This window comes from Bartonella sp. AP3QHHD (assembly GCF_042195765.1).
Taxonomy (GTDB): Bacteria; Pseudomonadota; Alphaproteobacteria; order Rhizobiales; family Rhizobiaceae; genus Bartonella.
Map to the genome: position 1 here is coordinate 1 of NZ_JBHIPC010000047.1, position 1,635 is coordinate 1,635.

Here is a 1,635-nt window from a genome sequence, read left to right on the forward strand (position 1 = left end):
CACTATCGTCATTACTGATGAAGCAGGGCAGAAGGCGTTGACAGGACAAGATGTTGAGCAAGCCATAGCCTCCCTTAATCGTGATACTGCTAGCGCCCATAAGGGTGTACAACAGCTCGATGTAGGCAAGCTGGAACAAATCGTCCATGAAAACCGTGAAATGGTAACTCAACTCTTAGAAGAAGGGTTTAAATACAGCGATGACTCCTATAAAACCATGTTTATCAAAGAGCACCCCATCGCCGTGGTGGATCGTGATGAAAATGGCAATACAATCTATGAAATAGATGCGAATGGGGTACCTATAAGAGATGCTCGTGGACAAAAAATCCCCAAGTTCCATTATTTAACGGATGAAGAAAAGCAGCATTTGCAAGAAGGCTCTGATGGCAAAGTGCATGTGTCCTTTAATGGCATCTTTACGCCACCCTATGAAGCTGCTGTTTATGCAGAGCAACATGCGGAGAATAAAAATGAACCCCTTTATTTTGTTGTGTTCCCAGAAGCTGATTCTGCTATCTCAGAACTTCTAGTCGCGGGCTATCAGAAGTTTATGGAAAATAACTTTTGGGGTTTGACCAATTCCACACAAGAAGCAAAAGATTTGATGTATAGCTATGGTCTTACAGGATTAGAACTTTATGGACATAGTCGCGGGACAATGACATTGGGGAATATGCTGAATTCTTTCAAACAAGAAGGTGTTCACGGTATAGCCAACGAAAACACGACTATCAATCTCTATGGACCAGCCTTTAATGTTTTAGTTGCAGCCGGTCTGTTAGATTATGTGAGTGATGGCAAACAAACCACTATTGGCTTTGATGGGAATAGATATGACTTTGTCAGCAGAATTATTGGCGGCAATGGCTATACCTACGGGACACTCCCTGCTGGTAGTAACGTTTGGACAGAATGGTTGAGAGTGATCATGAATCCCATAAGTTCCCATACCTGTCTTGGAGACGTGGGTCCAAAATGCCAAAAGTTTTATGGCACATCTCATCGTGAACAATTTCCTTTAAGTAAATCAAGGAGTAAAAAATGAAACAAACTCTAAAATTATTAAGCACTGTAACTTTGTTAATTATAACTGGATGTAATATCGATAAACCTCCTCCAGGAGAGGTGGCTACGTGGGAGAAAAATGGTGTTACTGATTTTACAGAGGTAGGAAAAGCCTTGTTAGAATGTGGTATGCCAACCCCTGATGATGTCGATCCAGAAAACAGAAAACTCAGCTACAATGCATGGGCAACTATTGATGCCTGTATGGTTCAATCAGGTTTTCGTGATAAAGTGGGGGGAGGGACTTGGTGTGAGAATCATAAAGCCGAAAACCTTCCCATTTGTCGTCCAGGTGCTGTGATCCCGAGGCCCAGTGTCAAGAAGCGCTTAAACAGCCCTTATTGTAAAAAATATAAAAATGCACCTGAATGCAAACCTTAAGTCTTGCTAGTGATGATCAACAATCCGCCATCCTTGCCTTCGCTTGGAATGGCGGGATTGTTTTCTCAATCTAACATCTCAATATTGTTCACCGTTGTTTTAAGCAGCGGTGACAGGAAATATCAACAGGCTTATGAGCTTTTTTATTGTAAATAAATCCATTGAAAGAGGGGAATAATGAAGAAA

2 protein-coding genes are annotated in these 1,635 nt (G+C 41.6%); both read left to right on the forward strand.

From position 1 onward, the window contains the following. Positions 1-1,048, forward strand: a 1,048-nt coding sequence (locus ACFIL7_RS02595) for a filamentous hemagglutinin (RefSeq protein ID WP_375683311.1), incomplete at its 5' end; no start/stop codon positions are given. Next, positions 1,045-1,449 carry a hypothetical protein gene (locus tag ACFIL7_RS02600; protein ID WP_375674252.1) on the forward strand — a complete coding sequence of 135 codons (405 nt, stop codon included), beginning with the start codon at positions 1,045-1,047 and terminating at the stop codon, positions 1,447-1,449. The genes ACFIL7_RS02595 and ACFIL7_RS02600, both read left to right, overlap by 4 nt. The last annotated feature ends 186 nt before the right edge of the window (positions 1,450-1,635 follow it).